Here is a 21,716-nt window from a genome sequence, read left to right as displayed (position 1 = left end):
CCTTTGGGCGCGCCTGCGGCACTATCTTCTCCGGCGTGTCTCACCAAGGCAAATGCCGGGCACGAGAAACCCCGCCGCGGCGGGGCCGGGCGGGGCGCTTCAGTCAACGGGGAAGGGTGGTCAGGCCACCTGTTCCAGTGCCACCTCGGGCGTGACACCCAGTGCGAAACAGACGTCGCGGGTCAGCTCGGGGCGGTTGAGCGTGTAGAAGTGCAGCTTGTCCACGCCGCCTTCGAGCAGGTCGCTGCACAGTTCGGTGCAGATCGCCGTTGCCAGCAGATCCTCGCGCCCGTCGCGCTGCGCCTTTTCGAAGGCGTCCGACACCCATTGCGGGATGTAGGTGCCACAGCTTTCGGCAAAGCGGCGCGCGCCGTTCCAGTTCTCGATCGGCAGGATGCCCGGCACCAGCTTGTCGCCGTCGATCCCGGCCTTCTGACAGGCATCGCGGAAGCGGAAGAAGGTATCCGCCTCGAAGAAGAACTGGGTCAGCGCCTCGTCCGCGCCGGCGTCCAGCTTGCGCTTGAGCCAGGCGATGTTGGCGTCCATGTCCGCCGCCTCGGGGTGGCAGTCGGGGTAGGCGCCGACGCGCTGGGTGAACTTGCCGGTCTCGGCCAGTGCCTCGATCAGTTCGATCGAGTTGGCAAAGCCCTCGGGGTGCTGGGTGAAGCCCGCCGCGCCCTTGGGCGGGTCGCCACGCAGGGCGACGATGTCGGTGACGCCCGCCTCGGCAAAGCCTTCGGCGATGGCCAGGGTCTCGGCGCGGGTGGCGTTGACACAGGTCAGATGCGCTGCCGTGCGCAGGCCGGAATGCTTGTGCAGCGTGGCCACCACGTCGCGGGTCAGGTCCCGGGTGGTGCCACCTGCGCCGTAGGTCACCGAGACGAAGCGCGGCGCCAGCGGCGACAGAACCTGCACCGCGTCCCAGAGGCGAAAGGTGGCCTCGATGTTTTTCGGCGGGAAGAATTCGAAGGAGATTTCGGGGCGCTGCATGATCCGGGGTGTCCTCTATGACGTTGGAGCCCTTGTCGCACGTGCAGCATTGTGAGACAAACTCATAAATTTCAAGATCAACATGAGGCGGATGAGGGGAAGCCCCCATGCATATCGAATTCCGGCATCTTCGGACCATCAAGGCGATCCATGACGCGGGCGGCGTGGCGCGGGCGGCGGAGATGCTGAACATCACCCAATCGGCGCTCAGCCACCAGATCAAGGGGCTGGAGGACCAGGCCGGGGTCGAGTTGTTCGTGCGCCGGTCCAAGCCGATGAAACTCTCGGCGGCGGGGTTTCGCCTGTTGCGGCTGGCGGAACAGATCCTGCCGCAGGTTGAGGCGGTGCAGGCCGAGTTCGCGGGGCTGCGCGAGGGTAAATCCGGACGGCTGCACATCGCCATTGAATGCCACGCCTGTTTCGAATGGTTGTTCCCGGTGCTGGAAGGGTTCCGAAAGAAATTCGGCGACGTGGACGTGGACATTCGTCCCGGTCTGGCCTTCGATGCGCTGCCCGCGCTGATGAAGGAAGAGGTGGACGTGGTCATTTCCTCGGATCCCGAAGACCTGGCTGGCGTCACCTTCGTGCCGCTCTTCGACTACAGCCCGGTTTTCGTCGCCTCCTCTCAGCATCCGCTGGCGGAAAAGGAGTTCATCGAGGCCGAGGATTTCCGGGGCCAGACGCTGATCACCTACCCGGTGGACCGCTCACGCCTGGATATCTTCAGCCAGCTCCTGACCCCGGCCAAGGTGGAACCGGCGGCGATCCGGCAGGTGGAACTGACGGCGGTGATCCTGTTGCTGGTGGCGTCCAACCGTGGCGTGTCGGTCCTGCCGGATTGGGTCGTCCGCGAGGTGAAATACAGCTCGGATTATGTCACGCGGCCGCTGACGAAAGAGGGGCTGACGCGGCGCCTTTACGCGGCCGTGCGGACCGAGGACCTGGACAAACCCTTCATGAAGTTGCTGATCCGGTTGGCAGGGGAAGAGGCGCGCAGGTTGCAGGCCGCGTAAGTGCTCAACAGCCCTTGTCCGCCTGGGCAAGGGCCAGATCCCATCGGTTCACATAGGCGACGCCCTGTAACGGTTCATGGCGGGCGTTCATGACCTCGTCCGCCTTCTGGGCGAAACAGCCGCAGTCCACGCCGGGCAGATTGGCCCGGCACCAGCCGACCGGGTCGGCAGGGGCCGAGGCGGCGCCAAAGGGCGGCGGGCCACTGCGCGGCAGCCCGCCTTCGGTCAGGGGCGGCAGCTGGTTCACCCCGACGACCAGCAAGGCGACGGTCGCCAGAACGGTGGCAGCGGTGATCCATCTGATCGGCATCACGGGTTCCAGAAGGGGTGCACGAGAAGGCAGGCGGATCGCCCGGGCCGGACCCCACGCCGGCCCCGTGAGGGTACTATGACCTTCGGTGCTGGCGAAGCGCCAAGTATCTTGAATTTTGGGACAAATCTAATGGCAGCCGCATCCTGTTCGGATGTGCAGACAGTCAAAAAATAGGGCTCCGGGCGTGACCGCCCGGCCTGTTTTTAATTCGGAATGCCGGGGCTCGTGACCGGCGTCCAGGTCAGAGGATCTTGAGGTCCGAGGCCATCGTACGGCCGTCGCGTCCCTCTCGCAGCTCATAGCTGACCTTCTGATTGTCGGCGAGCCCGGTCAAGCCCGAGCGTTCGACAGCGGAGATATGGACAAAAACATCCTTTCCCCCTTCGTCCGGCGCGATGAATCCATAGCCTTTCGTGGTGTTGAACCACTTCACGGTGCCGTTCGGCATAATCCCCGTGCTCCTATTCAAGTCCTAGCGTTCATCCCCGTGCAGATCGGAGAAGGTCACATTCGCCTTTCAGGGCCGCAGGACGCCGGGGCGTCAAGCATCCGGTGTACGAATATCACGCAGGTGAGATTAGCGCAGATAGGGGAATTACAAGAGTCCCACTCTCGCATTTCGACGAAAACTTGCCTATCTGACGATCCTGAACCGCGGACTGCCAAGGGATTGTGCATGATCATCTACGGGTTGAAGACCTGCGATACCTGCCGAAAGGCACGCAAGGCGTTGCCGGCGGCAACATTTGTCGACGTCCGCGAAGAGGGCGTTCCGGCCGAGATCCTGGATCGCGCCCTGGCGCAGTTCGGGGACAAGCTGGTTAACACGCGCTCGACCACCTGGCGGGATTTCGACGAGGATACGCGCGCTATGGAGCCCGCCGCGCTGATCGCGGCCCATCCGACGGTGATGAAACGTCCGCTTTTCGTCGAGGATCAGCGCATGGTGCTGGGGTGGGACAAGGCGGCCCAGTCGGCCCTCGGCGTGGTTTGAAGGAGGCAGGAAAATGCGCAACGCGGCACTGACACTGGGCATCATCGCCGGTGTGATCGGCATCATCGTGGGCTTCTTCGGCTTCGGCTACACGGAACTGGTCAAGAACGTGGGCGAGGTCGAGGAAATGTTCGGCATGTTCGACGATCCCCAGACGGTGCGCATCGTGTCGATCCTGGCACCCCTGCTGGCCATTGCCGGTGGCGCGATGGCCAAGGCGCGCGCACTGTGGGGCGGAATCCTGCTGCTGCTTTCGGCGGCGGCGATGTTCCATGCCTTCGGCTTCAACGTCTTCACCATGTTCCCCATCGCCTTCGCGGGGCTGGGCGGGGTGCTGGCGCTCGCGGCGGGCAAACCCGACGAGCCCAAGGCGCATTTCTGATCGCTCAGGCCGGGACCTGGCGCGCGACAGGCGCCAGTCCGAACAGCCGGTCCAGCGACAGAACACCCGCGCCGCGGATCACTATGACCATCAGCAAGACGATCCAGAGCGCGCGCTCGTCGATCAGGCCATAGCGCGTGTCGAAGAGCGCGCCCAGCGTGCCGCCATGCCCGGTCACGTCGACCCAGGTCTGCACGGTGACAAAGCCGATCATCCCCAGCGCCGCCAGCCGCGTGAACAGGCCGAGGACGATCAACAGCGGCAAAAGCCATTCCGCGTAGGTTCCGGCAATGGCAATCAGATCATGGTGAAACCCCATGTTGGCAGAATTGTAGCCCGCCGCCTCGAAGGCCTTGGGAAACATCTGCGCATAGGTGCCGGATTCCAGCGTGAAGAAATCCAGGATCCCCTCTTCGCCCTTGCGGTCCCAGACCTTGGTTCCGGCGGAATTCCAGTAATACCGCAAGAGTGTCGCCGCAAAGATCAGCCGCGCCAGCAGCGGGATCACCTGATCGCCCAGGCGTTCGACAGGGGCAAAGATCGCATTGTGAAGGGAGATGAGACGGTCCATCGAATCCTCAATCGGTGAGCAGGTCGGAAAAGGCGCCCTGCTGCAACAGCAGCGAGAGCGTGGCGGAAAGGTCGAAGTCGGGGCCTGCGGTTTCGACCGCCGCGCCGAATGTCCCGCCCTTGATCAGCGCGGCAAGGAAACCGGCCCCGCCCGGCGGCAGAAGATGTGGCAAGGGGTCGAAATCCGGGCGGGTGATGACAACCGCCTCGGCCCGGGCCGGGGGCTTGGGCTGGCCCGGTTCCATCGTGAATCGGTAAATTGACAAAACCGGCCAGTCTGATCGCAGAAGCCGCAGGGCCGGCGCCGGCACCAGGCGCGCCCTCATGAGCGCAGCCTCATCCATGCCCGCCAGACGCGTGGCATCCAGTGCCGGCGCGTCGGCGGCATGATAGCTCTGGCGCAGGGCCAGTTCCATCCGCGCCACATCGCCCAGGTAGCCGGTCCCGCGCAGCGCCTCGAGCCGTTCCAGGAACTCGGGAAAACCCGCGCCGTAGTGCATCATCAAGGGGCTGGCGGGCGGATGGGCGCGCAGGAACATCCCTGCCGCGCGGGCGAAATTCTCGGGTCCGATCAGTTTCGCCACCGCCGGAAAGCCGACCTCCAGCGCCTCGCGTAGGGCCACGGCCACGTTGTTGCGATAGACGTTGAACCGCCGCCCGGCGGGACGCCCCGCACCATCGGTCAGGCCCTTGGGAACAGGCGTGTCCCCGCGCAGCAGCGCAGTGCGAAAACCTGTCTCGGCTTGGCTGGCCATTGCGCGCTCCTTCGTGTTTCTTTTTTTGTTCGCATACCCTGGGGGCAGAGCCGCGATCTTCACGCCGTCAAGCGCGCCAGCGCCCCGGCTGCCCGCGCGGCCTCAGCTGCCAGCACGGGCCAGTCCGGCACGTCGTTGTCCCATTCGATCAGCAGCGGCAGCGGCCCGGCGCGATCCAGCACCATGTCCAGCAAGGCCCAGACCGGGTCCGCCACCTCGCGTCCGTGGTTGTCGATCAGCAGTGGCGCGCCGAAATCGTCGTGATCCTCGTCATGGCCCGCCAGGTGGATCTCGCCCACCGCCGCCATCGGAAAGCGCGCGATGTAGTCCTGCGGGCTGTATCCCAGGTTGGTGGCCGAGACGAAAACGTTGTTCACATCCAGCAAAAGCCCGCAGCCGGTACGTCGGACGACCTCGTTCAGAAAATCCGTCTCGTCCAGCGTGCTTTCGGCAAAGGCCAGGTAGCTCGAGGGGTTTTCCAGCAGCATTCGCCGCCCCAGCGCCTCCTGAACTTCGTCGACGTGGTCGCAGACGCGGGCCAGCGTGGCAGGGGTATAGGGCAGCGGCAGCAGGTCGTTCAGAAAGGCGCTGTCATGGGTCGACCAGGCGAGATGTTCCGAAAAGCTCGCCGGGTTCAGCCAGCCGACGAGGTGTTTCAGCCGGGCAAGGTGGTCCCCGTCCAGCCTGTCCGGCCCGCCGATGGACAGGCCGACACCATGTACGGAAATCGGAAAGCGGTCGGACAGCGCGCGCAACTGTGCCAGCGGTCGGCCGCCATCGCCCATGTAGTTCTCGGCGTGGACCTCGAACCAGCCCACGGGGGCGGGATCGTTGTGGATGGCCGAATAGTGCTGAGGCTTGTAGCCGACACCGGGCAAGGGGGGGAGGGGGCTGGTCGTGTCGAACATCGCTCTGACTCGGATCGGGGCGTGAAAGGGCAAGAGGCCACGGGGCGCGCGCGCGGCGGCGCCCCGTGACATGGACCTTACGAGTCCATCGGCAGGTCGCGTTCCAGCGCGTCCAGCGAGCCCATGCGCGCGGTGCCGTCCGCCATTTCCGGCAGCTCGATCTCGGTGCAGGTGCCCGCGTCGACCAGCGTCCAGGCGTTGCCCTGGTAGTCGACGGTCGATGTGCCGGCGCAGGTCGTGCCGGGGCCTGCGGCACAGTCGTTTTCGCCGGCGAGGCTGACGCCGTAGCACTTTTCCTGTGCCATTTCGTCGGCATGGGCGCCGGTTGCGGCGATGGCGGCGGCGACGGCGCCGACGAGGGCGGCGGATTTCAGAGTGTAGGACATGTGGGTTCCTCCGGTGTTTGCACGTTGCGAAACTTGGCCGCGGGCCGATTTGCCCGTCGGTGACTGCAGGGTGCCGCGCTGGAAGGTTTGCCGCGATACACGGGCCTGTGCATCACGCGCCCGTCAGCCCCCGTGTCGTGCCCGAGAGGTCAGAGGGGGGATTCCTGCCGCTGGAAGGGGGGATTTGTAACGATAGCTGTCCGTGTGCCCATGCTGCATGGCAGAATGTTACAGGACGCATGTCCCGCGCGGGCAGGCGGGCAGGTCTCTTCACGGGTTTCGTCAGGGCTGTAACGTGTCAAGTCGGGGTTTCCGTCGCTTGAAATGCAAAAAAGGCCGCCCCCGAGGGGACGGCCCTTGTCATCCTTGCAACGTCATCCTTGCAACCGGCGCGGCTGTCAGCCGCGCAGATCGGGCGGGGTCGCGTCGCGGCCAAGCTCGGCCGTGATCTCGTCCAGCGTGGCGACCTGGGTCTGCTTTTCACCCAGTCGGCGCACGGTGACGGTGCGCTCCTCGACCTCGCGGTGGCCGACGGCCAGGATGACCGGGACCTTGCCGACCGAATGCTCGCGGACCTTGTAGTTGATCTTTTCGTTGCGAATGTCGGCCTCTGCCCGGACACCGGCCCTGGTCAGCGTCTCGACCACATGGGCCACGTAGTCATCCGCCTCCGAGGTGATCGAGGCCACGACCACCTGCCGCGGCGCCAGCCAGAAGGGCAGCTTGCCGGCATGTTCCTCGATCAGGATGCCGATGAAACGCTCGAAGGACCCCAGCGTCGCGCGGTGCAGCATCACGGGCCGGTGCTTGTTGCCGTCGGCGCCGATGTAATGCGCGTCCAGACGTTCGGGCAGGACAAAATCCACCTGGAAGGTGCCGCACTGCCAGTCACGGCCGATCGCATCGGTCAGAACGAATTCCAGCTTGGGCCCGTAAAAGGCGCCTTCGCCCGGGTTCAGCTCGATGTCGTTGGTCACCTTGCGCGTCGCGGTCAAGAGCGCCTCTTCGGCCTTGTCCCAGATCTCGTCCGATCCGGCGCGGGTATCGGGCCGGTCCGAGAACTTGATCTTGTACGAGGGGAAGCCGAGGTCGCGATAGATCCCGGCCAGGAACCCGATGAAACGCTCGGTTTCTGCCGCGATCTGGTCCTCGGTGGCAAAGATATGCGCGTCGTCCTGGGTAAAGCCGCGCACCCGCATGATCCCGTGCAGCGCGCCCGAGGGTTCGTAGCGCGCACAAGAGCCGAATTCGGCCATGCGCAGGGGCAGGTCGCGGTACGACTTCAGGCCCTGCTTGAAGATCTCGACGTGGCAGGGGCAATTCATCGGCTTGAGCGCGTTGATCGCCTTTTCACGGGCATGTTCCTCGTCCACTTCGACGATGAACATGTTTTCCTGGTACTTTTCCCAGTGGCCCGAGCGTTCCCACAGCTTGCGGTCGACGACCTGCGGCGTGTTCACCTCGACATAGCCGCCACGCGTCTGCTGGCGCCGCATGTAGTCCTGCAGCGTGGTGTAGATCTTCCAGCCGTTTGGATGCCAGAAGATCTGGCCCGGCGCCTCTTCCTGCATGTGGAACAGGTCCATCTCGCGGCCCAGCTTGCGGTGGTCGCGCTTGGCGGCCTCTTCCAGCATGTGCAGGTGCTTTTTCAGGTCGTCACGGTTCTTGAAGGCGACGCCGTAGATGCGTTGCAGCATTTGCCGGTCGCTGTCGCCGCGCCAGTAGGCGCCCGCCACGCTCATCAGCTTGAAGCTGTCGCCGGGGACCTGGCCGGTGTGCTGCAGGTGCGGGCCACGGCAGAGATCCTGCCAGTGGCCGTGCCAGTACATGCGGATCGGATCGTTGCCGGGAATGGCCTCGATCAGCTCGACCTTGTAGGGCTCGTTGTTGGCCTCGTAGTATTTCACCGCCCGCTCGCGGTCCCAGACCTCGGTGGTCACCGGATCGCGGCGGTTGATGATCTCTTTCATCTTCTTTTCGATCGCGCCCAGATCCTCGGGCGTGAAGGGCTCTGCCCGGTCGAAGTCATAGTACCAGCCGTTCTCGATCACCGGGCCGATGGTGACCTTCACGTCGGGCCAGATCTCCTGCACGGCGCGGGCCATGATATGCGCGAGGTCGTGCCGGATCAGTTCCAGCGCGGGCGCGTCGTCGGCCATCGTGTTGATCGCGATGCGCGCATCTTCCTCGATGGGCCATTGCAGGTCCCAGTGGGCCTCGCCCAGGGTGGCGGAGATCGCTTTCTTGCCAAGCGATTTGGAAATGCTCGCCGCCACCTCGGCAGGGGTCACGCCCTTGTCGAAGTCACGTTTCGAGCCGTCGGGAAATGTCAGGGAAATCTGGCTCATCGGCCTAGTCTCCTCGTCGGTTTGGCGCCCACGGAACGCCCGGTTGCGGGTATGCGTTATGCCAAGGGCAATGGCCCTCGGGGTCGGTGAAGTCAAGCGGGAAGAGGGCGGGATGAGCAATAGCACAACAGAAGTCTACGAAGGATTGACGGGGGCCGAGGAGGTCAAGGCGCGCGAGGCCCGCAACGGGCTGCGCCACGCTACCAGCCTGACCATGACCAAGATCGCCGACGGGCTGATCGACCCCAAGCTGGTGCTGAGCTGGCTGGGTGGCGCCCTTGGTGTGCCTGCCGGTATCGTCGGATTGTTCGTACCGATCCGCGAGGCGGGCGCGCTCTTGCCGCAGATCGTGCTGGCGGGGCGGGTGCAGGCGATGCGGCACCGGAAATGGGCCTGGGTTGCCGGGTCGGCGGGACAGGGGATCTGTGCCGCGCTGATCGTGTTGGCGGCGGTGTTGCTGTCCGGTTGGGTGGCGGGTGTTGCGATGGCGCTGGCATTGGGCGGTCTGGCGGTCAGCCGATCGCTGTGTTCCGTCAGCTTCAAGGACATCCTGGGCAAGACGGTGGGCAAGACCCGGCGTGGTGCGGTGACGGGGATCGCGGGGTCGGTCTCGGCGCTGGCGGTGCTTGGGTTCGCGCTGATCCTGATGGTGGGGCCGGGGCAGGCGCTCTGGCCGGTGATGGCGGCGATCGGCCTGGCCTCGGCGCTCTGGCTGCTGGGCGCGCTCCTGTTCTCGACACTGGAGGAAAGCGCCTCGGAGCCGGAAAAGGGCGCGGGGCTGAACCTGTCGCCGCTGCGTGAGGACGCGCGACTGCGTCGCTTCGTTGCCGCCCGTGGCGCGCTGACCGTGACCGCGCTGGCGCCGCCCTATTTCGTCCTGCTGGGCGGGGAGCAAAGCGCCCTGCAGGCGTTGGGGGCGCTGGTTCTGGCCTCGTCTGCGGCCTCTTTCCTGTCGTCCTATGTCTGGGGGCGTTTGGCGGATCGGTCGTCGCGGCTGGTGCTGGCGGCCTCGGGCGTGCTGGCGGCGTTGTTCATGGCACTGGCGGTGCTGGCCGACCTTGCCGGCTGGGCGCGGGCACCCTGGGTCATCCCTGCGTTGCTGTTCGGCCTGATGCTGGCCTATCACGGGGTGCGCCAAGGGCGGTCCGTCTACCTGGTCGATTTCGCACCGGGGGATCAACGCTCGACCTATGCCGCGCTGGCGAACACCTCCATCGGCCTGTTGCTTCTGGTGGTGGGCGTGCTGGGCGGTGCGCTGGCGGCGCTCGGGCCGCAGGTGGCGCTGGCGGGGTTCGCGCTGCTCAGCCTGCTGGGGGCCGCGCTGTCGCTGGGCCTCGACGAGGTCGAGCGATAGGCGCTTGCCTGTCCTTGCCGCGCGGCGCAGTCTGACCCCAGCAGGGGGAGGCGTCATGCGGACATACGAAGAGATTCTCGATCTCGCGGCGGATCGCAAGGGCGGGCGCGCGGCTGTACTGGCCGACATGCCGCCGGTTCTGGATGCGGATGCGCTGGCGGCCATTCCCGATGACCGCTGGCTTGCCCAGATGGCGCGCGGCATCTTTCAGGCCGGGATCAGCTGGCAGGTCGTGGAAAACAAATGGCCTGGCATCGAGGAGGCGTTCCACGGTTTCGACGTGGGCCGCGCCGCCATGATGTCCGAGGACTGGTTCGATGACTTGCTGGCCGATCCGCGTATCGTGCGCAGCCCGCCCAAGGTGCAGGCGATCCAGCAGAATGCCGTTTTCATCCAGGAGGTGGCTGCCGAGGCGGGATCGTTCGGGCGCAAGGTGGGCGACTGGCCGGCCGAGGATTTCGCCGGGCTGCTGGACTGGATGAAAACGAACGGCGCCCGGCTGGGCGGGGCCACCGGCGCCTATACGCTGCGGTTCCTTGGCAAGGAAAGCTATATCATGTCGCCGTCGGTCGTCGCCCGGCTGGTGGCAGAGGGTGTGGTGGACAAGGCGCCCACGTCGAAAAAGGCGATGCAGGCCGTGCAGGCGGCCTTCAACACCTGGAAGGACCAGAGCGGCGAAAACCTGACGGTCATCAGCCGCGTCCTGGCGCAAAGCGTCGACGCCTGAGGGCAGGGGGGCCGCCTTGCCCCAAAGGAAACCGGAAAGCCGTTTTCGATCCCGAAACGCTGACGCTATGGTTCGGGGCGAAGAGAAAGGGGGCTGAATGACGGTCGTATCCCATGTCGAAGGTCCGCGCGGCGACAGGCTGGTCTATGCAAAGACTTCGGGCCGGGGACCCTGCGTGGTCTTCCTGTCCGGCTATCGCTCGGACATGGAAGGCACCAAGGCGGTGCATCTCGAAGGCTGGGCCAAGTCGGAGGGTCGGGCCTTTCTGCGCTTGGATTATGCCGGGCACGGTCAATCCGGCGGGGTCTTCGAAGAGGGGTGTATCGGCGACTGGGCCGCGGATGCCGAGGCGGTCATCACCCATGCGGTTGAGGGGCCGGTGGTGCTGGTCGGCTCTTCGATGGGCGGCTGGATCGCGTCGATCCTGTCCAGACGCCTGCCGCAGATCACCGGGTTCGTCGGCATTGCCGCCGCTCCGGATTTCACCGAGGACGGCTTTTGGGCCGGGTTTTCCGAACAGGCGCGGCGTCAGGTCATGCAAGAAGGCAAGATCCTGATGCCCTCCGCCTACGAGGACCCCTATGTCGTGACCCGCAAGCTGATCGAGGACGGGCGGCGAAACCTGGTCCTGCGCTCTCCGCTGCCGATGGACTGGCCGGTGCGGCTGTTGCAGGGCACTCTGGACGAGGCGGTCAGCCGCGAAACAGCGCTGCGTCTGCTGGACCATATCGAGGGGCCGGACGTGCGTCTGACGCTGGTCAAGGGCGCCGATCACCGCTTTTCCTCGCCCGCCTGCCTGACCCAGATCGAACGGGCCATCCGCGAGGTCCTGGGGTGAGTGCGCTGCTCTGGGGGCTGGGTGCGCTGGCGGCGGCGGGTGGCGCCTATGGCGCCTTTGCCACCCGCGAACCCGTGGTGACGGACGTCCGGTTTGACGCAGCACAGCTTGAGGGCGGTGTCGATGCCTTCTTGGCAAAGAGCGAGGCAGAGGTCCCCAACCTGCGGCCCGGCGCGCAGAAACAGGTGATCTGGGCTGGCGCGCCCGAGGTGCAGACGGATTGGGCACTGGTCTATGTGCACGGGTTTTCCGCCGCCCCGCAGGAAATCCGGCCGGTGCCGGACATGGTCGCGCAGGGGCTGGGGGCAAACCTTGTCTTTACCCGGCTCAAGGGCCACGGCCGCGACGGCCCCGCGATGGCAGAGGCCACGGTCGAGGGCTGGATGGAGGACATGGCCGAGGCGCTGGCCATCGGGCACCGTATCGGACGCCGCGTGTTGCTGATGGGCTGTTCCACCGGCGCCACGCTTGCCACCTTGGCCCTGCACGAGGCGATGGGCGCGAAGGTCACGGGTGTGATCCTCGTCTCTCCCAACTACAAGCTGGCCGATCCCAAGAGCGCGCTGATCACATGGCCGGGCGCGCGCTGGTGGGTGCCCTGGCTGGCCGGACGCGAGATCGGCTTTGAGCCGCGCGGAGAGACGCACGGGCAATACTGGACCTCGCGCTATCCCAGTCTGGCCGTTCTGCCGATGGGGGCCGCGGTGCGCGAGGTGCATCGGCGACGGCACCGGGACCTGTCCGTGCCCGCCCTTTTTGTCTTCGACCCCGGCGACCGGATCGTCGATCACGGTGTAACTCGCCAAGTCGCCGCGCGCTGGGGCGCGCGGGCCGAACTGCACGAACTGGACCTTGGGCCGCAGGATGATCCGTCGCGTCACCTCGTGGCCGGGGATGTCCTGTCGCCGCGCATGTCAGAACCGGTGGCCGGGGCCATGCTCGACTGGGCGCGCAGGCTGTAAGATGACGTCGAACAAGGAGAGAATGATGGACCAGAGGGTCAGTCTTATCACGCTGGGATGCCGGGACATGGCGCGCGCCAGCGCCTTTTACGAGGCGCTGGGGTGGAGCCGGGTCGAGACGCCGGATGGGATCGTGGTCTTTGACCTGGTCGGGCAGGCGCTGGGCCTTTATCCGCTGGAGGATCTGGCCCGCGACATGGGGCGCGCGCCGGAGGACCTGGGCACCGGGGCGGCGACCCTGGCCTGCAATGTCCGTGACAAGGCAGAGGTGGCCAAGGTGCTGGCGGCGGCCGAAACAGCGGGCGCCACGATCCTGAAACAGGCGCATGACGTCTTTTGGGGTGGGCACATCGGCTATTTCGCCGACCCCGATGGCCACGTCTGGGAGGTGGCGCACAACCCCTTTTCCACGCTGGGGCCGAACGGGGAGTTCCGCTGGGAAGGCTACGGCGATGGTTGACCGGGCAGCGCGATGAGGCGCCCGCGCTCCATGTGGTCCCTGGAAACCCTGGGGCGCGAACGCCTGTCACGGCATTTCTGGATGCGCGAGTTCCTCGGTTCGGAAATCGGCAACTTTCACGAGATCAGCAACATCCCGGACAATCCCGACCTGGCGCTGGAACGTGGGCGGGCCTTTGCCACGACCCTGCTGGACCCGCTGGAGGAAACCTTTGGCCGGGTCTTTGTCCGGTCGGGCTATCGCTCGGCCCGGTTGAATGCCTTTGGCAACGCGCACCGGCTGAACTGCGCGCGCAACGACTATCCGCTGGAATGCCATATCTGGGATCTGCCCGACCGGCCTGTCGCCGGCGCCTCGATCGTGATCCCGTGGTTTGCGGACCGTCATGCGCAGGGCCGCGACTGGCGCGACCTGGCCTGGTGGCTGCACGACCACCTCGACTACTCGGAAATCTGGTTCTTTCCCAAACTTTGCGCCTTCAACATCGTCTGGCGGCCAAGGCCCTTGCGCCGGATCGACAGTTACATCGCGCCCAGGGGTTGCCTGCTGAAACCCGGGGCATCACCCGTCGCATCGCCTGATGTTCGGACTGCGCGCTACCGGGATTTTCCGCCGTTCCGCGGCATTGCCTATCCGGGGTGAGCCGTGCTGGACAGTACCGCGGACCGGGGCTAGCGTGCGGAAAACACAACCAATGAGAGATGCGATGGCGCCCGCGCCGCAGAGATCCGTTCTGATGTCCCGCCCGGGGGACCGCAGCTGATGCATGGCCTTGATCCACAAAACCGCGATTTCGCGGATTTCCTGCTGACCGCGACCCGCGAGATCTGGGAGGGGCGGGGCCTGACCGCCCGCGCGCAGGCCTATTACCATCCCGACGTGATCCTGCGCGGCGCCGAAGGCGTGCAGTTCGGCGCCCGTGCCGTGGCCGAGGACGCGATGGCCACGCTGGTCAGCCTGCCGGACCGGCGCCTGCTGGGCGAGGACGTGATCTGGTCGGGGCATGACCGGGTGGGCATGCTGGGGTCTCAACGCATCCTGACCCTCGCCACCCATAGCGGGGACGGCCCCCTTGGCCCCGCGACGGGGCGCACTCTGAAGTACCGCGAAATCGTGGACAGCTATGCCAAGCGTGACCAGATCAGCGATGTCTGGCGGGTGATCGACAGCGGCGCGCTGCTGCGCCAGCTGGACCGCACGGCAGAGGAATGGGCGCGGGCACGGCTGCCGCATCTGGACCCCGATACGCAGCCCTTCACGCCCCGCGTCGACGTCACCGGCCCCTATACCGGCCCGGGCAATGCGGACCAGTGGGGAGAGGGCTTTGCCAACGTGTTGATCCGGGTGATGGAGGGCGACCTCTCGATCATCCCCGACCAGTACGACCGGGCCTGCCACCTGCATTATCCCTGCGGGGTCGAGGCGCATGGGCCGGAGGCGGCAGATCGCTTCTGGCTGGGGCTCCGGGCGGCGCTGCCCTCGGCCCGGTTCGAGGTCCATCACCGGATCGGCATGGAAGAGCCGCTGATGCCGCCGCGCGCCGCGCTGCGCTGGTCGCTCAAGGGCCGGCACGAAGGCTGGGGGGCCTTCGGGGCACCAACAGGCGCGGACATCTATGTCATGGGCATGAGCCACGCGGAATTCGGCCCCGGCGGGCTGCGCCGGGAGTGGACATTGTACGACGAGGCGGCGGTCTGGACGCAAATCGTGGCCCAGACCGGGTGAGCCTGCGCGAGACCTACGAACGGCAGGCGGCGCGCTATGATGCCGAGCGTGGACAGACTCTGTTCGAACGCGCCTGGCTGGACCGGGCGCTGGCGGATGTGCCTGCGGGCGGATCTGTTCTGGACCTGGGCTGCGGGGCGGGCAGGCCGATCGGTGTTTTCCTGGCGGGGCAGGGGTTTGCCGTGACGGGTGTCGATTTCTCATCGGCCATGCTGGCGCTGTTTTCGCAAAACGTCCCCGGTGCGCGGGCCTTGCTGGCGGACATGCGCGCGCTGGACCTGGGCCGGACCTTCGACGCGATCATCGGTTGGGGCAGTTTCTTTCACCTGACGGAGGCGGAGCAGCGCGCCGCCTTGCCGCGTATCGTGGCGCACCTGGCGCCGGGCGGGCGGCTGTTGCTAACGGTGGGGCCGGAGGCCGGAGAGGCCTGGGGCAAAGTCGGGGGGGAACCCGTCTACCATGCCTCGCTGTCTCCGGAGCACTACGCGGAGGTTCTGGCAGAGGCAGGCGCTCCGGTCGAGGATTTCGTGCCCGAGGACCCGGCCTGCAACGGGCATTCGCTGTTGCTTGCACGGCGCCCGGGCGGGGCCTAGGGTGCCGCCGCACGGGCAGGGGTGAAACCATACAGATGCAGGACATGCAGCACAGTTCAGGCACCGCAGGATCATGACGGAGCCGGTGGTCTTTCTGCCCGGGATGATGTGCGACGCGCGGCTTTTCGGTCCGCAGATCACGGATCTGTCCCGCGATCACGCGGTGATGACGGTGCCAATCACGCAGGGCGAGAGGATCGAGGAGATCGCCTCGTCCGTGCTGGACGTGGCGCCGATGCGCTTTGCCCTGGCCGGGCTCAGCATGGGCGGCATGGTGGCGATGGAGCTTTACCGCCGCGCCCCCGACCGGGTGACACGGCTTGCGCTGATGGACACCAGCCCGCTGCCCGAGCCGCCCCAGATGGCGGCGCTGCGCGATCCGCAGATCATCAGGGCGCGATCCGGCAAGCTGCGAGAGGTCGTGTCGAATGACCTGCTCCCGCAATACCTGGCACATGGCCCCCAAAGTGCCGAGATCGGCGCACTGGTCATGGACATGGCACTGGGCCTTGGGGTGGAGGTCTTCGTCCGCCAGTCCCGCGCAATGCAGCGTCGGCGCGATCAGCAGGGCACGTTGCGGCGTATCAACGTGCCGACGCTGGTTCTCTGCGGGGCAGAGGATTCGATCTGCCCGATCAAGCGCCACACCTTCATGGCCGAGATGATCCCCAAGGCCGAGCTGCGCGTGATCGAGGAGGCGGCCCACATGCCGACCCTGGAACAGCCCGAAGAGGTCACGCAGGCGCTGCGCGACTGGCTGGCGAAACCGCTGCTCTTGCGCTGAGTTTGCGGGATTGACCGGCGCGGGCGGCGTCCCTATGTGGGGCGTGCGCGGAAGGCCGGACGGCCGCTTGCCATTGGCGAGAGGAAAGTCCGGACTCACCGAAGCACCGGTGCCGGGTAACGCCCGGGCAGGGTAACCTGACGGAAAGCGCCACAGAAAAGAAACCGCCGTCGCACCGGAGGTGCGCACCGGAAGTCCGCTTCTGGTGAAACCGAAGGAGACTGTGGCGGTAAGGGTGAAACGGTGGGGTAAGAGCCCACCGGGGGGCTGGCAACAGCGCCCGCATGGCAAGCCCCACCGGGAGCAATGCCGAATAGGGATCGTGCGCGCCCTCGGGCGCAGGGCCGCTTCGGCCTTGGCGATCCGGGTTGGCAGCTAGAGCCGCGTGGCAACGCGCGGTCTAGAGGAATGGTCGTCTGAGGGCGGGGAAACCCGCCCAAGAACAGAATCCGGCTTACAGGCCTTCCGCGCATGAGTTTTTGGCCCGATCCCGTGTTGACTCGCGGGCGATACGCGGTAAAAGGCGGGCTTCATACAGATTTCACACCGGGCGATCTTCCGGTGTTGCAGGAGACGACACATGGCGAAGCCGACCACCATCAAGATCCGCCTGAACTCCACCGCGGGCACCGGCCACTTCTACGTGACCAAGAAGAACGCTCGGACCATGACCGAGAAGATGACGATCAAGAAGTACGACCCCGTCGTGCGCAAGCACGTCGAGTACAAAGAAGGCAAGATCAAGTAAGCCATTCTGGCCGAAGGTCTTTTTTCGGGTCGCGCGGGGGATGCCCCACGCGGCCTTTTCGTCTTTGGAACATGTTCGGCAGGAGGTCGTGCCATGTCCGGCCAGACAACGCTGCGCAGCGCCCGACAAGGGGACATCGGCGCGCTGGATCACCTGTTTCAACGCAGCTACGCGCGGCTGCTGGTGCCTGATTATCCGCCTTCGACCCTGGTTACGGCGGTCCCGGTGATCGGACGGGCGCAGCCCGCGCTTGTCGCCTCTGGCCGGTTCTACGTTGTCGAGGATGATGCCGGGCGCCTGTTGGGCGCGGGCGGCTGGTCTGTCCAGGCGCCGGGTGGACGGCCTGCGGTACCGGGGATCGGCCATGTGCGCCATGTCGCCACCGATCCCGATGCGACACGGCGCGGTGTCGGCCGCCAGTTGCTGGGCCATATTCTGCAAGAGGCCCGGGCCGAAGGGCTGCAGGAGATGCATTGCCAGAGCACGCTGACCGCGCGCCCCTTCTATCAAAACATGGGGTTCCAGCCACGGCATGAGATCAGCGTGCCGCTCGGGGGAGGCATAGCCTTTCCGGCGGTCTTCATGACCTGCCCGCTCCGGACTTAGCCTTTCAGGGGCTCTGCCGGGGCGCCGTTCGCCTTGGTCCAGCGGCGCTCCTCGCCGTGGCTGCGTTCGATCAGCTGCACCCTGTCGTGGCCGGGGTAATGCACCCGGTCGCGGGTGGCCCGGGTGCCGATCACCAGGACACGCGCGGGCCTGTCGCCCCGGTTTTCAAGGCGATGCGCGGTCTCGACCCCGGCGGCAAAGGTGGCGACGTCGCCGGTGCCCATCTCCTGCTCGCTGTCGCCCTCGACCAGTACCACGGTGCCGTCGAGCACGTAGACCATCTCGTCCTCGGCCTCGTGCCAATGCGCAAAGGAAGAGGCGGACCCGGGCGCCAGGATTTCGACCAGTGCGCCGAACTGCGTCAGTCCACCCGATTCGCTGAACAGCAGCGCCTCGAAACTGCCAAGCGCGCCGTCGCCCGATCGTCTCTGGACGGAGTCTTTGGTGATGATTGGCATGTTGTCCCCCACGGCCCATTGGCCCAACACGAAAAAGGGCCGGTCAGACGACCGGCCCTTTCGCTATAGCATGTTTGTGTCGCGATGTTGCCCGGGGGCTTATTCGCGGCTGCCCAGCAGTTGCAGCAGGAACATGAACATGTTGATGAAGTCGAGGTAGAGGTTCAGCGCGCCCATGATGGCGGCCTTGCCCAGCCACTCCTTGTCGCCATGCGCAGCATGGGCGATGTAGGTGTTCTTGATGTTCTGCGTGTCATAGGCGGTCAGGCCGGCGAAGATCAGCACACCCAGGATCGAGATCGCGAACTGGATCGCGGGCGAGCCGAGGAAGATGTTGATGATCGAGGCGACCAGAAGGCCGATCACACCCATGATCAGGAACGATCCCCAGCCGGAGATGTCCTTCTTGGTGGTGTAACCCCAGAGCGACAGGCCGGCAAAGGCGATCGAGGTGGTCAGGAAGACCTGGATGATCGAGAAGCCGGTGAAGACCAGGAAGATCGAGCTGAGCGACAGACCCATCAGCACGGCGAACCCGTAGAACACAAGCTGTACGCCAGCGGCGGACAGGCGGTTCACGGCGGCACCGAAACCGAAGAAGATGAAGGCCAGCGGCGCGAACATGATCACCCATTTCAGCGGCGACATGTAGATCGCCTCGCCGAAGCTGGTCAGGTATTGGCCGTCGCGGATCATCGCGGTGGCGCCCGACGGATCGCTGGTGACCGCAAGCCCGGCAATGGCCCAGGCCGCCAGGAAGGTGATGAAAGTGCCCACGGACATTGTGCCGTAGACCTTGTTCATATGGGCGCGCAGCCCCTCGTCAATCTGGGCAGCGCGTGCGCCGGAGACGCCAGCTGCCCGGACTGTATCATATTCTGCCATGTAAGCCTCCGATGTTGACATAGGTCCGGGGGCCCAAGGCCCCCGCACTTCACGCTAGATATTGGAGGAACGCAGGGGATTTTCAAGAACTTCGGGTCGGAAACGGGTCAATAAGATTCCCCGATTTGTCACCATTCGCGTTCAGGCTCGATCCAATGGGCCGGTGCGTCCCAGCGCGGCGCCTCGGAAGCAGGTTTCCCCACAGCAACCGACGCGGCGGAAGGGTGGCGCAACCGCGCAAGGTGGCGGACCGGCTGGGCGGACTGCGCCGAGTGGTCAGCGCGAAAGAACGGGCGGGGGAACAGGGCGGGCAGGGCGCGGATCATCATGGCATCCTTCACGAGAAATGATTGCAGGCCGGGTTGGTATCTTCTTCGTTGATGAATGTGGCGATCCGTGCTTGATATTGGAAGTGAATGTATGTGACCTCTCTCATCACAAGGGGTGATGAATGCGAAATCTCGATGTAACGACGCTGCGATCCTTCGTGGCGGTGGCCCAGGCGGGGGGCGTGACCCGTGCCGCCGGGTTCCTGAACCTGACGCAATCCGCCGTCTCGATGCAGATCAAGCGGCTGGAAGAAATGCTGAACCTGCAGTTGCTTGACCGGACGGGGCGGGGCGTGACCCTGACACCGGCGGGGGGGCAGTTGCTGGGCTACGCGGAAAAGATCGTGTCGCTGAATGACGAGGCCTATACCCGGCTGACCGACCAGAGCTGGGAAGGCGAAATTCGCCTCGGCGTGCCGGTGGACATCGTCTACCCGGTGATTCCGCTGGTCTTGCAACGCATGGCGCGCAGTTTTCCACGGGTGAAGGTGCAGCTTGTCAGCTCATTCACGCGCGTTCTGAAAGCGCAGTTCGCGCGCGGCGAGATGGACGTGATCCTGACCACGGAAACCGGGGTCGAGGCGGGCGGAGAGACCCTTTTGGACGTGCCGGTCCGCTGGGTCGGGGCGCCGCAGGGGCAGGCCTGGCGGGAACGCCCGCTGCGGATCGCAATGGCGCGCACCTGCGTCTTTCGGGACGAGGCTATGCGGCGCCTCGACGAGGCGGATATTCCCTGGGAACTGGCGGTAGATTCCGACAGCGAAACAACCATCGACGCGACCGTCAGCGCCGACCTGGCCATTGCCGCGCGGCTGGAAGGGCACTTGGCGCCCTACCTTGCCTATGTCGATTGCCACAACCTTCCTGACCTGGGGATGATGAAGGTCAACCTCTATCAGGGCAGCGGGCAGGCGGCCTATACGCGGGCGCTTTGCGAGGACATCCGGCAGAGCATGGCGTCGCTTTAGCGGTCAGACACCGACGTCCGGCCCGTGGCACAGCATCGGGTCGTCGTTCTGCTGCGCCTCGTAGAGCACCGTGCTGGAAGGGTCGTTTTCAAACACGGCCCTGAGGCCCGAACTCTCGCGGAAAAAGCTCCAGCACTGGGGATCGGGATTGTCCTCGTAGACAAAGCAGATCTGGCCCGCCTGTTCGTACCAGAAGCCGTCCTTGCATTTTCCATCCAGGAAGGACCACTGCACCTTGCGGTCGGGCAGGTATTTCTCGACGCCGTAGGCCTCACCGTTGAGGCCGAAATAGAGCGTCTTTCCGGTGACATAGCTTTCGAAATCAGTGGCCGACATCGGCTCGGCCGCCAACGCGGGCAGAGCGGTCAGGCAGGTCAGGGCAATGGCGTAGAGCTGTTTCATGCGCCGGAGCCTGCCAGAATCCCCGCGCTACCGGAAGTCGGGTATTAATGAATGGTTAACCATAGGCGGGCTCCGGCTCGCGCCATTTTCGGGCGCGCCTGTCCATCAGGCGCCGCCAGAGCGGGGGCACCAGGGCGATCACCGCCATGACCGGCAGGGAGTGCGGCAGGATCGGCATCCTGTCCCGGTCCAGGTCGAGCCCCGGGTAGGGCCGGGAGGGATGCGCGTGGTGATCCGAATGGCGCGGCGCGTTCAGCATCAGCGCCGAGGAAAAACTCTGCGGTGCGTTCCAGCTGTGCTGCGGCCCGACCGGCTCGAATTTCCCGTGTGTGAGTTCGCGCCGGCGCAGGCCGTAGTGTTGGACATAGTCGCTGAGCAACAATTGCGCCTGGGCGTAGGCCGCAATCGCCAGCAGTGCCAGCACGCCACCGGCCCCACCGATGAGGGCCGCCACAAACACGGATGCCGCTGCACCCCCGACATAGCCGACATAGGGATGCCACCCGCGGGTTTGCCGCAGCCGCGATTCGGCACGCAATCCTGCCCGGAACCCGCCGATCCAGGCGCGCGGCGCAAAGGCGTAGAAACTCTCTCCCGGTCTGGCAGAGTTCGGATCGCGCGGCGTCGCGGCGTGGACATGGTGGACCCGGACATGGGCCGAGGCATGGTGCCCGAAGAGGAAGGAGGCATAGACCGCCGTTCCCAGGCGCCGCAGTATGCGGGACGAGCGGTGGATCAACTCATGCGCGTTGGAGTTTCCAGCCTGACCGATAAACAGTGAAAGAGAAAGGAATATCAAAATCTTGTCGGTCGTTGTTGCGGTGGAATGCACCAAGGCCCAGACGCCGCCGTAGAGCAGAGGAAAATGCGCAAGTGCCAGCAGCGTTGATAACCCGTCCCCGGCGGGAAATTCCTGTTCCGGATGGTCGGGGGCAGCCAGTGCCGACAGCCTGTCCATCGCGTAGGTAAAGACGGTGATGTAGACCAGCGCCAGCGCCGGAAAAGGGCCACCCACCACCAGCGCAAGCGCCAGCAGCACGACCATGCCCAGGGTTGCCAGTGTGAAACGCAGCATCACCGCTCCAATACGATCCGGAATTTAACATATCGGAACTTTCCGTTCCCCTTGCGACGAAATCGAGGGGTTTTCTGGGCGTTCGCCTGCCCAATTCGGTCGTTTTTCACCCCTTGCCCGGAAGCTTTCGGCGTTAGGGTCTG

28 protein-coding genes and 1 other RNA gene are annotated in these 21,716 nt (G+C 65.4%); 16 read left to right on the top strand and 13 right to left on the bottom strand.

The window, feature by feature from the left end; translation table 11 throughout:
* Nucleotides 1-120 precede the first annotated feature (120 nt).
* Nucleotides 121-990, bottom strand: a complete 870-nt coding sequence (gene metF, locus G9Q80_RS19685; protein WP_043144092.1) for a methylenetetrahydrofolate reductase [NAD(P)H] — start codon at nucleotides 988-990, stop codon at nucleotides 121-123.
* 107 nt (nucleotides 991-1,097) lie between these two features.
* Between metF and G9Q80_RS19680 the strand changes: the two genes are divergently transcribed.
* Nucleotides 1,098-2,003 carry a LysR family transcriptional regulator gene (locus G9Q80_RS19680; RefSeq protein WP_043144095.1) on the top strand — a complete coding sequence of 302 codons (906 nt, stop codon included), beginning with the start codon at nucleotides 1,098-1,100 and terminating at the stop codon, nucleotides 2,001-2,003.
* Nucleotides 2,004-2,007: 4 nt separating this feature from the next.
* Here G9Q80_RS19680 and G9Q80_RS19675 read toward each other — a convergent pair whose 3' ends face one another.
* Both G9Q80_RS19675 and G9Q80_RS19670 read right to left on the bottom strand, forming a co-directional pair.
* The gene (locus G9Q80_RS19675) at nucleotides 2,008-2,313 is read right to left on the bottom strand and encodes a hypothetical protein (RefSeq protein ID WP_043144098.1); all 306 of its coding nucleotides are present in this window, start codon (nucleotides 2,311-2,313) and stop codon (nucleotides 2,008-2,010) included.
* 244 nt (nucleotides 2,314-2,557) lie between these two features.
* Nucleotides 2,558-2,764: a cold-shock protein gene (locus G9Q80_RS19670; protein ID WP_043144101.1), complete on the bottom strand. Its 207-nt coding sequence runs from the start codon at nucleotides 2,762-2,764 to the stop codon at nucleotides 2,558-2,560.
* A gap of 228 nt (nucleotides 2,765-2,992) precedes the next feature.
* Between G9Q80_RS19670 and G9Q80_RS19665 the strand changes: the two genes are divergently transcribed.
* Entirely contained in the window at nucleotides 2,993-3,310 is a 318-nt protein-coding gene (locus G9Q80_RS19665) for an arsenate reductase family protein (RefSeq protein ID WP_043144103.1), read from the top strand.
* Nucleotides 3,311-3,323: 13 nt separating this feature from the next.
* The gene (locus G9Q80_RS19660) at nucleotides 3,324-3,692 is read left to right on the top strand and encodes a hypothetical protein (RefSeq protein ID WP_088715780.1); all 369 of its coding nucleotides are present in this window, start codon (nucleotides 3,324-3,326) and stop codon (nucleotides 3,690-3,692) included.
* Between the two features lie 4 nt (nucleotides 3,693-3,696).
* Here G9Q80_RS19660 and G9Q80_RS19655 read toward each other — a convergent pair whose 3' ends face one another.
* The 5 genes from G9Q80_RS19655 to thrS form a co-directional block, all read right to left on the bottom strand.
* Nucleotides 3,697-4,263, bottom strand: a complete 567-nt coding sequence (locus G9Q80_RS19655) for a DoxX family membrane protein (protein WP_088715781.1) — start codon at nucleotides 4,261-4,263, stop codon at nucleotides 3,697-3,699.
* A 7-nt stretch (nucleotides 4,264-4,270) separates the two neighbouring features.
* Nucleotides 4,271-5,017, bottom strand: coding sequence for an HvfC/BufC N-terminal domain-containing protein (locus G9Q80_RS19650; protein WP_088715782.1), 747 nt, complete (start codon nucleotides 5,015-5,017; stop codon nucleotides 4,271-4,273).
* Between the two features lie 59 nt (nucleotides 5,018-5,076).
* A complete protein-coding gene (gene bufB, locus G9Q80_RS19645; protein ID WP_043144111.1) occupies nucleotides 5,077-5,925 on the bottom strand; it encodes an MNIO family bufferin maturase in 849 nt (282 codons plus the stop codon).
* A 77-nt stretch (nucleotides 5,926-6,002) separates the two neighbouring features.
* Nucleotides 6,003-6,311 (bottom strand): BufA1 family periplasmic bufferin-type metallophore, encoded by a 309-nt coding sequence (locus G9Q80_RS19640; RefSeq protein WP_043144113.1) that lies wholly within the window; start codon nucleotides 6,309-6,311, stop codon nucleotides 6,003-6,005.
* A gap of 398 nt (nucleotides 6,312-6,709) precedes the next feature.
* A complete protein-coding gene (gene thrS / locus G9Q80_RS19635; RefSeq protein WP_069209980.1) occupies nucleotides 6,710-8,659 on the bottom strand; it encodes a threonine--tRNA ligase in 1,950 nt (649 codons plus the stop codon).
* A 112-nt stretch (nucleotides 8,660-8,771) separates the two neighbouring features.
* Between thrS and G9Q80_RS19630 the strand changes: the two genes are divergently transcribed.
* The 12 genes from G9Q80_RS19630 to G9Q80_RS19580 all read left to right on the top strand — a co-directional run bounded on the left by G9Q80_RS19630 (nucleotide 8,772) and on the right by G9Q80_RS19580 (nucleotide 17,456).
* Nucleotides 8,772-10,013 carry an MFS transporter gene (locus G9Q80_RS19630; RefSeq protein ID WP_088715783.1) on the top strand — a complete coding sequence of 414 codons (1,242 nt, stop codon included), beginning with the start codon at nucleotides 8,772-8,774 and terminating at the stop codon, nucleotides 10,011-10,013.
* Between the two features lie 55 nt (nucleotides 10,014-10,068).
* Complete coding sequence (locus G9Q80_RS19625) at nucleotides 10,069-10,740, top strand: DNA-3-methyladenine glycosylase I (RefSeq protein WP_088715784.1); 672 nt, start codon at nucleotides 10,069-10,071, stop codon at nucleotides 10,738-10,740.
* Between the two features lie 97 nt (nucleotides 10,741-10,837).
* Nucleotides 10,838-11,578: an alpha/beta hydrolase gene (locus G9Q80_RS19620; RefSeq protein WP_088715785.1), complete on the top strand. Its 741-nt coding sequence runs from the start codon at nucleotides 10,838-10,840 to the stop codon at nucleotides 11,576-11,578.
* Nucleotides 11,575-12,540: an alpha/beta hydrolase gene (locus tag G9Q80_RS19615; protein ID WP_157903848.1), complete on the top strand. Its 966-nt coding sequence runs from the start codon at nucleotides 11,575-11,577 to the stop codon at nucleotides 12,538-12,540. The genes G9Q80_RS19620 and G9Q80_RS19615 overlap by 4 nt, the downstream gene beginning before the upstream one ends.
* Nucleotides 12,541-12,565: 25 nt before the next feature.
* The gene (locus tag G9Q80_RS19610; RefSeq protein WP_088715786.1) at nucleotides 12,566-13,000 is read left to right on the top strand and encodes a VOC family protein; all 435 of its coding nucleotides are present in this window, start codon (nucleotides 12,566-12,568) and stop codon (nucleotides 12,998-13,000) included.
* A gap of 30 nt (nucleotides 13,001-13,030) precedes the next feature.
* Complete coding sequence (locus G9Q80_RS19605; RefSeq protein WP_088715787.1) at nucleotides 13,031-13,642, top strand: hypothetical protein; 612 nt, start codon at nucleotides 13,031-13,033, stop codon at nucleotides 13,640-13,642.
* A 120-nt stretch (nucleotides 13,643-13,762) separates the two neighbouring features.
* The gene (locus G9Q80_RS28295) at nucleotides 13,763-14,725 is read left to right on the top strand and encodes an ester cyclase (protein WP_088715788.1); all 963 of its coding nucleotides are present in this window, start codon (nucleotides 13,763-13,765) and stop codon (nucleotides 14,723-14,725) included.
* Nucleotides 14,722-15,318 carry a class I SAM-dependent DNA methyltransferase gene (locus G9Q80_RS28290; RefSeq protein ID WP_232788238.1) on the top strand — a complete coding sequence of 199 codons (597 nt, stop codon included), beginning with the start codon at nucleotides 14,722-14,724 and terminating at the stop codon, nucleotides 15,316-15,318. The genes G9Q80_RS28295 and G9Q80_RS28290 overlap by 4 nt, the downstream gene beginning before the upstream one ends.
* 73 nt (nucleotides 15,319-15,391) lie before the next feature.
* Nucleotides 15,392-16,102: an alpha/beta fold hydrolase gene (locus G9Q80_RS19595; protein ID WP_088715789.1), complete on the top strand. Its 711-nt coding sequence runs from the start codon at nucleotides 15,392-15,394 to the stop codon at nucleotides 16,100-16,102.
* 47 nt (nucleotides 16,103-16,149) lie between these two features.
* An RNA gene (gene rnpB / locus G9Q80_RS19590) (RNase P RNA component class A) lies at nucleotides 16,150-16,575 on the top strand.
* 107 nt (nucleotides 16,576-16,682) lie between these two features.
* Nucleotides 16,683-16,850: a 50S ribosomal protein L33 gene (gene rpmG / locus G9Q80_RS19585; RefSeq protein WP_043144134.1), complete on the top strand. Its 168-nt coding sequence runs from the start codon at nucleotides 16,683-16,685 to the stop codon at nucleotides 16,848-16,850.
* A gap of 93 nt (nucleotides 16,851-16,943) precedes the next feature.
* On the top strand, nucleotides 16,944-17,456 hold the full coding sequence (locus G9Q80_RS19580) for a GNAT family N-acetyltransferase (RefSeq protein WP_088715790.1): 513 nt from the start codon (nucleotides 16,944-16,946) through the stop codon (nucleotides 17,454-17,456).
* Here the strand turns inward: G9Q80_RS19580 and G9Q80_RS19575 are convergent.
* The 3 genes from G9Q80_RS19575 to G9Q80_RS19565 all read right to left on the bottom strand — a co-directional run bounded on the left by G9Q80_RS19575 (nucleotide 17,453) and on the right by G9Q80_RS19565 (nucleotide 19,128).
* Complete coding sequence (locus tag G9Q80_RS19575; protein WP_069210091.1) at nucleotides 17,453-17,914, bottom strand: cupin domain-containing protein; 462 nt, start codon at nucleotides 17,912-17,914, stop codon at nucleotides 17,453-17,455. The two genes, G9Q80_RS19580 and G9Q80_RS19575, sit on opposite strands and share 4 nt — an antisense overlap.
* A 99-nt stretch (nucleotides 17,915-18,013) precedes the next feature.
* Entirely contained in the window at nucleotides 18,014-18,799 is a 786-nt protein-coding gene (locus tag G9Q80_RS19570; protein WP_043144139.1) for a Bax inhibitor-1/YccA family protein, read from the bottom strand.
* Nucleotides 18,800-18,927: 128 nt separating this feature from the next.
* Nucleotides 18,928-19,128: a hypothetical protein gene (locus tag G9Q80_RS19565; protein ID WP_074621463.1), complete on the bottom strand. Its 201-nt coding sequence runs from the start codon at nucleotides 19,126-19,128 to the stop codon at nucleotides 18,928-18,930.
* Between the two features lie 122 nt (nucleotides 19,129-19,250).
* Between G9Q80_RS19565 and G9Q80_RS19560 the strand changes: the two genes are divergently transcribed.
* Nucleotides 19,251-20,096: a LysR family transcriptional regulator gene (locus tag G9Q80_RS19560; protein ID WP_043144142.1), complete on the top strand. Its 846-nt coding sequence runs from the start codon at nucleotides 19,251-19,253 to the stop codon at nucleotides 20,094-20,096.
* A gap of 3 nt (nucleotides 20,097-20,099) precedes the next feature.
* Here G9Q80_RS19560 and G9Q80_RS19555 read toward each other — a convergent pair whose 3' ends face one another.
* Together G9Q80_RS19555 and G9Q80_RS19550 are read right to left on the bottom strand one after the other, a co-directional pair.
* The gene (locus tag G9Q80_RS19555; protein ID WP_088715792.1) at nucleotides 20,100-20,498 is read right to left on the bottom strand and encodes a hypothetical protein; all 399 of its coding nucleotides are present in this window, start codon (nucleotides 20,496-20,498) and stop codon (nucleotides 20,100-20,102) included.
* 55 nt (nucleotides 20,499-20,553) lie between these two features.
* Complete coding sequence (locus G9Q80_RS19550; protein ID WP_088715793.1) at nucleotides 20,554-21,573, bottom strand: alkane 1-monooxygenase; 1,020 nt, start codon at nucleotides 21,571-21,573, stop codon at nucleotides 20,554-20,556.
* Nucleotides 21,574-21,716: the final 143 nt, after the last annotated feature.

Origin of the sequence: Mameliella sp. LZ-28, assembly GCF_012274245.1 — a bacterium.
Taxonomy (GTDB): domain Bacteria; phylum Pseudomonadota; class Alphaproteobacteria; order Rhodobacterales; family Rhodobacteraceae; genus Antarctobacter; species Antarctobacter albus.
Note: the sequence above shows the minus strand (reverse complement) of the source record. Positions and strands in the feature narration are given on the sequence as shown.